A 10,058-nucleotide genomic window follows, 5' to 3' on the forward strand; every position below is an offset into this window, starting at 1 on the left:
ATTATTATATGCAAAGGAGCATTTTTTTCTGGATCAGATCTATGCATTTTGGTTCAATAAGATACATTCAAGTGCAGTTTATTCCGCTTTGAAGAATTGATGGGTTTAAAATGGTTGCCAGAAATATGACTACGGATGCTCTTACTGATATAATTGATGCATATACGAAAAGATCGTATAAAGGTAACCTGTTTGATTTATTTGCCAGTCCCGATAAAATACGAGCATAGATGAACTCAACTTTCTCTAATATTATTTCGCCGCTCTTAAGATAGTGCTGACATTCATCGGCAGCGTGCTTTTGTTTAGGAAGAAAATCGGCAATATAATCAGCAACCGTCAGGTTCTCGCCTTCTGCCACAAACGGATAATCCAGTCGTCCCAGCGCAGAAACAAGCTGCTCGTAGGACTGCTTAACTTCCTCAAGGAGGTTTTGCATCATGGATTGCATTTCATCCGGTTTTTGTCCCATTAAGGGCGCGCAGGATAGCAGGGAAGCCAGCTTGAAATATTTAAATTCAAAATCAGTAATGTGTTCCGCATTGCGCTGGAAATTGTTTATCAACAACGACAGACGATTCCTGGCTTTCAAATGACTGGCATGATCTTTATTTAATTCGATCATTTTGGGGTGATTCAACAATGTCAACGCAATTGACAGGCGTTGATCGTTCATCGCAAACATCGCATTAAGTTGTTGCATCCCTTGCCGCCAGATTTTCTCTACCTTTAACGCATTTTCCTTGTACTTATTCAATGTCTGTTCATCCATATTGAACCATTGTGGAAACAGTACAAATCCACTTTCTCTTAGCACATGGATCGCTGATAGTATCTGGTATTTCTCATAACTATCATTGGCCTGCAGCATGAGTTTTCTGCGCTGGCCAATTTGCTCGGCAATTTGATTATTAACATTACGATACTGATCCAGCAAGTCATCCCAATCAGTTTTACTGGTGTCAAAAATATTAACTGAAATGGGAAACTCAAACACCGGCGCCATATCCTTAAAATATTCGTGATAGGCTTCCTGCTGCTTTTCATTTTCCTGGGTGATTTGCACCACTTCACTTATGTCTATCAGCTTGTTTCTATCAAACTCCAATCCCAGTTCATGCTGATAGTATGAATAGGACACCTGTTTAGACATAGCATCAAATGATTTAAAAATACTGCGAATCTCGCAACCAAGTTCAAAAATACCGCTTGCCTGTTGCGCCATGGCATTGTCGATTCGCTCTTTGTCACTGGGATGTGAGTCATACACCTGCGTTTTCGATTCCTGTATTTGATCTAGCAAAGCACGATCCAGCTCTTCGGGCAACTGCTCGGCGTTATGCGCAATCAAGTGGGGTAAATTATCCACCAGTTTTTTGTCTTCCCAGGCCTGTGCCAGTTGATCATGACTGACCTGGAACGCCACACCCAGTCGTTGCAATTGTAAGCTTGTGTCTTTGAACTGCTCACTCCCTGCCATCTGGGCTTCATAACGATCGGCATCAAACTCCATTTGGCGCAACATGTAACTACTAACGGCGTGACCGGCCATCATAAACACGTACAGTACCTTGCGTGTTACCCATACACCGCCGCGGGCGAAATTTAAAATTATGGAAACCCAGCCGTCCGATTCTTCTGCTGCTTCGTCTAATTTCTCATCCCAACTATCGCGCAAGTAAACGGCATTAAAAAACCAGCTGTTTACTTTGTAGGTCAGGTAGTGAAAGCGCATGCCCACACCTTGTGAGAAATGACCGAACTCGTGAGCTAATACACCCGCTAACTGGCGCGTGTTAAATCCAGCGAGCAGCGGCATACCAATCGTTAATACCAGGTCATCACCAAAGAAACTGAACAATCCCTTGCGAAAACTGGCCGACGCATTAACCTGGCAGTCAACGACAATTTCCCTGGGCCGTGGCGCGCCAACGGCCATCGCGATTTTATTAACAAAGTGAAAGAAGACAGGCTCTTTGAGCGGATCAAGTTTAAGTGTTTTTGGTGCCGATGCTGCTCTGGCAAACAACGGCTTAATCATAAACAGAATAATGGTGGCACCAACGATAATTGGCGTAACATAAGCAACGATGCCTAACTTGTAGCCCAGGGATTGCATCCAGGAAACATTACTTACCGCGTGGCTCACTACTCCAAGGCCTAGCATCGCAATCAGTCCTATATACAGGATCGGTAACAACACCATGGTAATACCCACGGCCACAATGCCTGCTTTATAGGAATTGGGTAATTCCACCCTGGGAATAGTGCCAGTAAACGCCTTGTCGATATCTCCCAGCTTTAATGGCTTGGTGGATTCATCTTTGTTGACCACTTTAACGTTACTGGCGGGTTCAGCAGGCTGCGATAGCGACTGAGTTGATGAGGGAATCGGATTCGTTTTGGGCTTTTCTAGCTCGGGGGCTTCAACATCACACAACACACCAATAGAGCGCATTTTCTCCTGGTACTGCTGGGCCTGACCCTCGCTAAGCCCTTGTTTCAGGCAGACTTTCCGGCCGCTGAACATCTTGTCGATGGTCGCTGCATCTTTTTTAAAAAGCTTCTGCAGGCGACCCTTTACCGCGGCAATATCCTGGTCAGGTGAAATTTTTCCTTGAAAAACAAGGCGGAACGTGGGTGCTGACATATTCTCTATATTCTCGTGGATCTACTTTTTTATCGGAAAAGCAGGGGAATAATTGAGCAAAAATGTAGCAATTATGGGCTAAACGGTTGGTTTTTGAGGACTAACGTGCAGCAAAAATTGGGCAGATACGAGTGATTTTTGTGCATGAAAATTTTCGCTTGAATAGTTATCACAGAAAAAAATACCTCTTGAATTTATTATCGAGAGGGCGATCAACCAATATGTCACTTGCTGGCGTATGCAACGGGCACACGAGCGATTAGCAACAACAAAAGCATCAGTCATACAAGTAACAGAACTTTCGGCGTATCAGTGGGAAACCGCTTTCGCTAAAGCGTTTAAAATCATTTTGGTTTTGGGCCGGGAGTCGCGAGGAAGAAAAACAAGAGCACCCAATAAAAATGCCCCACAAAGTGGGGCATTGTCTGCGCTAAAAAGACAGATTATCAGATTATTGAGTTGCTAAAATTAACTCCCAAATATTACCTGAATTTACGACACTTTTTACTAACCCAAAACCAGCGCAATACCAATTCACCCTCTGGTTTACCGGGTTTCCACTATGAATTAACACCTTAACGCAATCTTCATAAGTTACATTGGTTTCATTGTTATCTGTAATGCTGATGCTTTCCTGACCTATAAGAGTGCGTGTATCAATTCTATAAAATTCATTTTGTGGTGGCGGCGTAGCATTTCCAGGTTCATTATCAATTCTTTTATACGCCGTAATCCATGGAAGTCCTACCGTCATCACAGCAGGAAGCGTCTTAACGCCCGGATCAAATTCATGAGTCTTCCATAAAAACAACGTACCGATTATATCATTCAAATCCGTAGCGCCGTATTCTTCTCTCTTTGTCCATATTTTATCTTGACCAACATCTGTGTTGAAATAGTACTTGTCATAAAGAGTAATTTGATCATCCTGGATCTGGCGCCTCTCCCGAGTTTCGATCATTTGTCCTGGCGTTGAACGATCATAGGTTCGTGTCTCTTCATAGATTGGTTCAATTATTCCATTCGCACTATTATTTGAAATTCTGAATACCTTGCTTGTAAAACTGTGTCGATAAGGATCAATATTTATTTGCGCAAACCCCGGACCCGCCGGTCCCTGAGGGCCTTCCGGCCCCTCAACACCTTGCGGACCCTGTATGCCCTGAATTCCCTGTATTCCCTGTTCTCCTTGCGGACCCTGTGGTCCTTGCTCACCATCCAGCCCGTTTAAACCATTCTGCCCATTAACACCAGGCAGTCCTTGCGGGCCCATAGGTCCCTCCGGTCCTGCCGGAATCGCATCAATACGATTTACTAGTTCCTGAAAGTTTTCGTTAACCTGGTCAGCATTCGCCGGTTGTCCATTACTGAAAGTATGTGGGACAGGCGCTGCGAAGGCAGGCATACCGAGTAATATCATAATAACCAGAGTTATAATCCAGCCTGCTTGGTTTAATTTTTTCACTTTACACCCTCTCCTGTTGAAACTCGTCACCGGACAACATTTCATTTTTTATTCTTTTGAATTTTTATTAACTGGTTTTATTAAATAGCGTATTTCTATATTTACTGCTATGGTGTTGTGGACACGAGCTCTCTCATACTACCGGGGGTGGAAACAATCTTTACCAATCCCATACCTTCGCAATACCACAACAGAGCTTGACCGGTTGTATTAATATCTAACACTTTCAAGCAGTTGCTATAAACCACGTTGTTTGCTGTTGTGCTTTCCTGTTCTATCAAAACCCGCGTTTCAACAGCGCCACCTATATGATTTTGAAATTGCGCTGGAAGCTGAGGATCAACTGAGTTATTTATTGAATGAGTACTCCACTGGTGACCGACGATCATACTATTTTTAATGAATGTCAAACCAGGATCATAATCACTACTATTATCAAGCACACTCGTGTCAGCGTTATCATAGATTTCCCGCTTTGTCAGGATTTTATCCTGCCCCAGACCAGTGGTGAAATAAAACTTTCTATACCCTTGCGTAGCACCAACACTATCGGTTAATTCTCTGGTTTCAATGACTGTTCCTGGAGTCATCCGATCAAAGGTACGGACTTCCTGCCAGAACCATCCGGATTCTCCCAATTCGTTATCTCCGGTAACTCGAAAAGTCTTAGAGGCAAAATTGTGACGATAAGGATCAAAATTAATTTGAACAACACCCGCGCCAGCTGGTCCTTGCGGTCCGGCCGGAACCGCATCAATACGATCCGCCAGTTCCTGAAAGTTTTCGTTAACCTGGTTAGCATCTGCCGGTTGACCATTACTAAAAATGTGTTGCACGGCAGGTGCTGCAAAGGCTGGTGTGCTAAGCGCTATAGCCAACAACGAACTCACAGCCCATCTCGTTTGGTTTATAAATTTCATAGCATTCCCCCTTGCAAACTCTTTGGTACGATAAATTCTTTAATTTGATTCCTGGCAGACCTGGCCCCAGCAATCGGTGCCCCAGGTCATGGTGCCCCAACTGGTTTTTAAGCTGGTGTTAAAATGATCCTGCGCACTGCCCGCATCCACCAGTTGCGTACCGGCGCCTTTAACAGTATTCACTAACGTTTGAGCTTCAGCGTCAAAAGTAGCGCTGGCAAAATCCAGGGACATACCTTCAGCCGCGGTATGTGCAGCGACGGTAATTTCAATACCATTATCGGGATTGCCGTCACTATCAAGCGTCATAAGAAGTCGTACAATATTGGTGACCCGCGGATCGGTCGCATCCATAGCGCCATCTACCAGCATTAATGGTGTCACTACAGGACCCGCCATCGCCGAACCCAGAATGATGCCTCCAATTGAGAAGGTGACCACTTCACCATCGACATAGTTATACTCACCATCAGTATTAGTCATCCCGGACTGGGTTTCGGTACTATAGTTAGCACCGGAAACCGGGGCATCCACAAAAACACCCGTTAAAATTTCAGGAGTTGGAGTACCACTGGGATTGGGGCCGCCTCCATCGCCACCCCCACCACAAGCGGCAAGAAAGAAAGTGAATAACAACAGGCAAAACGACTTGATGCAGAATTCAGTACGAGACTTCATACTGTGTTTCCCCCTGACAAATTCAAAAATAGTGCGTAACTATAATCTCGAATCACGCGTTAAAGACAATTATTTTTTTATCATACTTGTTAAGTGGCATAACTGGTATTCAAAATTAAACTACAAGCCGACTGAAAGGCAAGCGATTTTTACTGATGCACCGATCAGCATTTTCCGATTTCGCTTACAATACAAACATCATCCCACCTACTGCGCTTTAAAGGCGCCTATATCGATGGGCGAGATAAAAGGCACACCACTGTTATCGGTGTCTATACCACCAGGAACATCGCGGCCGTTCCCTGCCGCTGGACTGTTTAATGGGATCGCGTAATTTTCACCTGTGAGGTCCAATTGAGGATCCTGCTGAATAATTGAGCCTGATTCAGAAGGTATGGCATTGGGAATATTCGGGCCGGAGAAACCGGCATTATCCAGTGCATACCAGAGGTTATTGCCAAACGTAAACGTTTCGGGCGCAGTACCAGAACCAATATTGACATAACTGCGAATATCCGATGTGTTAAATACGATGATATTATTGATGAAATAGCCATTTCTGCTGGGCACAAAGCGCGGATCCTGAGACTCCTGTAATATACGCGCAATATAGGATTGGGGTTCGATAATCGTGTTGTTGGCGAATACACAGAGATCGCAACCAACAAAGGCAACCGACGCGCCGCTGTTTGGCCCAACACGTTCAAAGATATTAGCTAACATGCGTATACGCGCACCTTCATAGATCGCATCGACAGGTCGGAAATACAGCTCTCCTGTTGAACCGCCGGCATTAATGGCGCGCGATGCAATATCAGAAAACCGATTAGCCTGAATTAAAATATCCGAGCTGCCACCTTTGGTGTTAATGGCATTACGTGGAATGTTGTGAAAAAAGTTACCTTTTACAATACCCTCATGGCAACCCACCATGTCAATCGCTTCACCTGCATCGCAGTCATCAAATTCACTATCCAGAACCAGAAACCGGTCGACACCCGACATTTTCAGGCAATCATTATTATTGCCTGAACCAATATTGCGAAAAGTAAGGTTGCGAATAATGATGTGTTCTGCCGGAGTGTCGTAGCTACCGCCATCATCGATGTTTATGCCATGTGCTGCGGTGTTTTGCACGGTAAAGCCTTGCAGTACCACGTAACGCGGATCAGAAAAGTGCATGACCTGAGTTGCACCGGCGGCATCGAATACCACGGTTCCGTTGGCGACGATTGCAATGGGTTCGTTAGCAGTGCCATGTAAATTACTAATTGAACCATCAGCTGGGTAAGTCCCAGCCTGCAGATTAATACGTGTACCAGGTGTAGCGTTACGTGCCGCATTCGCCACGGTTTGATAAGGAAAGTTAGCAGTGCCGTTGCCGGAATTATCATCACCGGTCGGCGCAACAAATAATTCCCGGCTATAACTCACGCCAATATCAAACTCTTGCGGTGGTTGCGCCACTCTAACAGGATCATTGGGAAACGCATCATCAATATCCTCAACACCGTCACCGTCGCTATCCACTCCAGGTTGCGGGGTCGGCTCTGGACCAGGATCGGGTGCTGGCTCCTCTACCGGGGTTGGAGTTTGCTCCACCGGTTGTTCATTAACAGGCGATCCAGGTTCACCGGGTGGCGGCATTTCATCCGGATTAGTCGAGCATCCTGCAACGATAACTATCAGGAGTACAACGAGTATTTTAATGTGCGGTGAGTTACTTTGAATCACTATGACTTCCTGCCCTGTGAATATTTCGTCGAGAAGAAACTGCCGGGGAACACCTGCGGAACTGCTTTTAGCTTGCTGCTAACTCGCTAACGAGTGTATTGGATAGATTTAGTTTTACTATAGAAATGCGTCACAAAACAAGAGGCTCACTAAAAAATTAAGTGAATTAATTAAGCGGCACCCGTTTCACCACCTCCTGCCTGTCGCCAGGTCACGACAATCAATAAAAAGTGTCAATAATCAGACTTACAGGCGTGTAAATACCTGCTTCGATAAAGCGAGTTTACGTGCTTCGGGAGCGCTTCGCGCGGCAACAACGGCAGGTATTTTGACAGGCAGAACTGGCTCACCAAATTTATACCCTTGTAGTTCATGACAACCACTCTTCTTTAATAAACTTACGTGAGCCTGCTTTTCCACTCCTACTGCAACCAAACGGATATTCATATTATAAGCTATCCTGGCGATTGCCCTGGTAGTGATTAAATCCTTTTTACTATGACTTATACCTGTAATTATTTCATGACTAATTTTTATGTAGTCAACCGGCAATTTCTTAAGATAACTCAATGGCCAATATTCAAAGCCGAATTTATCAATAGATAATGTCACACCGATTTCCTTAAGCGCTACCATTAACGATGACATATATTCTTTGTCTTCTACAAAAACACCCTCTGTAATCTCCAGTTCAAGATAGTGTGGATTAATACCGGCTTCGTTGATTGCCCGGCTTACCTGCTCCACAATGTTACCTGATAGCTGCATCGCAGATATATTCACTGAGACTCGGATAGCGGACATACCAGCCGCCTGCCATTTTGCAAGTTGTCTACAGGCGGTCTTCAATACCCACTCACCAACAGATGAGATCAAGCTACTATCTTCCAGTTGTTGAAGAAACTTATCCGGTGTCATCAATCCGTATTGTGGATGTTCCCAGCGCAATAATGCCTCAACACCGGTGACTTTACCGGAGAAAGCAGACAATCTCGGTTGATAATAAAGCCGGAACTCTCCATTTCGTAACGCCTGCTCAAGAGACGCTTCATTGGATAAGCGTTCAATCACTTCATCGCTCATCGGTGGCGAATAAAGCATATAGCCGTTACGACCTGCACGTTTGACCTGATACATAGCGACATCAGCATTACTAATGAGCCGGGTACTGGTTAAACCCACCTCGCCAGAAAAAAGTGCAATCCCGATACTGGTAGTAACGAACACTTCATGCCCCCTGAGCTTAATGGGCTCAGCCAGGGTATCAACGATGCGCCTGGCCATATTTTCCACCATAGAAACGCCGCTAACATTTTCTAACACCAGGGTAAATTCATCACCACCCCAACGAAACAACTGATCACCATTTCTAACAGGGTACTGCAGACGTTTTGCGATAATACTTAACAGCTCATCTCCTGCATCATGCCCCAGGCTATCATTTATAACCTTAAAACGATCAACATCGATAAACATCAATGCCAGTCTTTGTCGATTTTGCCTGGCGTTGTCGATCGCCGCCTGAATAGTCCGGGAAAACTGTTGCTTATTAGGTAAATTTGTCATGGGATCATGGCTGGCCAGGTAACGTATTTGCTCGATGGACGAGTCTCGCGCTTTTTCATGATCCTGTATCACCTTGTCAGCGCGCTTTACAATCCATTGTAAAAACAAATAGAGCAATGTCAGCGTAATAAATACGCCTCCGATAATGTTTTCCTGCGTACGTCTCACGTTATTGACCAGATCTGTAACATCCGTATAGAGTTCAAATACACCATGAATAGCATTGTCTTCACTGGTACGCAGCGGTATATATGTTGACAAAAGATCTCGGTCTACAGTTTTTTCACTGTAGCCATGAAGCTCATTGTTATAAGTAAGATTACTAATAGTCTCGCCAGTCATCGCGCCCTGAAAACCGGCGCTGTTGGTCGCATATTCACCCAGATGCTCGCGACGCGTTGAAAATATAGTCATTCCAGTAGCGTTGAATATTTTAATATCCGCGATATTTGAACCTGAACCTGAGCTTTCGATTTCCAGGCCCAGTGATTCAATTTCTGGTCGGTTGAGCAATTGCTGTTTGGATAACGTGGAAGATTTCTGAATAAATCCGGAGTATTTTGACCAAATCATGTTAGCAAACACTTTCGTTAATGCCGTGTTTGCTTTGGTTTCCTGTTCAATGAGTATATTTACTACTGTGTATCGATAGAAAAACGATAGCACGACGATAACAACGACGACACCAACTAAACTACTAATTGAAAAATAGCGTCCTAACTGAAAGTTCAAAGCCCAATCCCCCTTCGACTGCACCAATACCAGTGTTTATATTTATCTGGTTTTATCGTGTCAGGCTTTTATTTTATAATCGCAACGCTGTAGTACCGTGAGTAGTACCGCGAGTAGTACCGCGATTAGTACGCATAGCGTTTTCCGACCCCTTGTTTTTAAAATAGCACAACAAGCCGAAAGGCAAACTATGTCAGTTCTGCTGAAATCGCTACTTACAGCAGGCGCTATTTAATTATCTTTCATTCATTAAATGATTACCATTTTTCAGAATTGATAGACTACTGAAATTAATATAAAAAATTACAGCAAC

6 protein-coding genes are annotated in these 10,058 nt (G+C 44.3%); all 6 read right to left on the reverse strand.

The window, feature by feature from the left end; all coding sequences use genetic code 11:
- Nucleotides 1–67 precede the first annotated feature (67 nt).
- Entirely contained in the window at nucleotides 68–2,650 is a 2,583-nt protein-coding gene (locus ACWVCM_RS12550; RefSeq protein ID WP_455202098.1) for a M48 family metallopeptidase, read from the reverse strand.
- A 451-nt stretch (nucleotides 2,651–3,101) separates the two neighbouring features.
- On the reverse strand, nucleotides 3,102–4,115 hold the full coding sequence (locus ACWVCM_RS12555) for a hypothetical protein (protein WP_455202099.1): 1,014 nt from the start codon (nucleotides 4,113–4,115) through the stop codon (nucleotides 3,102–3,104).
- Nucleotides 4,116–4,222: 107 nt separating this feature from the next.
- Nucleotides 4,223–5,035 (reverse strand): hypothetical protein, encoded by an 813-nt coding sequence (locus ACWVCM_RS12560; protein WP_455202100.1) that lies wholly within the window; start codon nucleotides 5,033–5,035, stop codon nucleotides 4,223–4,225.
- Between the two features lie 39 nt (nucleotides 5,036–5,074).
- Nucleotides 5,075–5,713 carry a hypothetical protein gene (locus ACWVCM_RS12565; protein WP_455202101.1) on the reverse strand — a complete coding sequence of 213 codons (639 nt, stop codon included), beginning with the start codon at nucleotides 5,711–5,713 and terminating at the stop codon, nucleotides 5,075–5,077.
- Between the two features lie 207 nt (nucleotides 5,714–5,920).
- Nucleotides 5,921–7,447 carry a right-handed parallel beta-helix repeat-containing protein gene (locus ACWVCM_RS12570; RefSeq protein WP_455202102.1) on the reverse strand — a complete coding sequence of 509 codons (1,527 nt, stop codon included), beginning with the start codon at nucleotides 7,445–7,447 and terminating at the stop codon, nucleotides 5,921–5,923.
- A gap of 246 nt (nucleotides 7,448–7,693) precedes the next feature.
- On the reverse strand, nucleotides 7,694–9,745 hold the full coding sequence (locus ACWVCM_RS12575; protein ID WP_455202103.1) for a putative bifunctional diguanylate cyclase/phosphodiesterase: 2,052 nt from the start codon (nucleotides 9,743–9,745) through the stop codon (nucleotides 7,694–7,696).
- Nucleotides 9,746–10,058: the final 313 nt, after the last annotated feature.

The organism is Kaarinaea lacus (genome assembly GCF_975902315.1).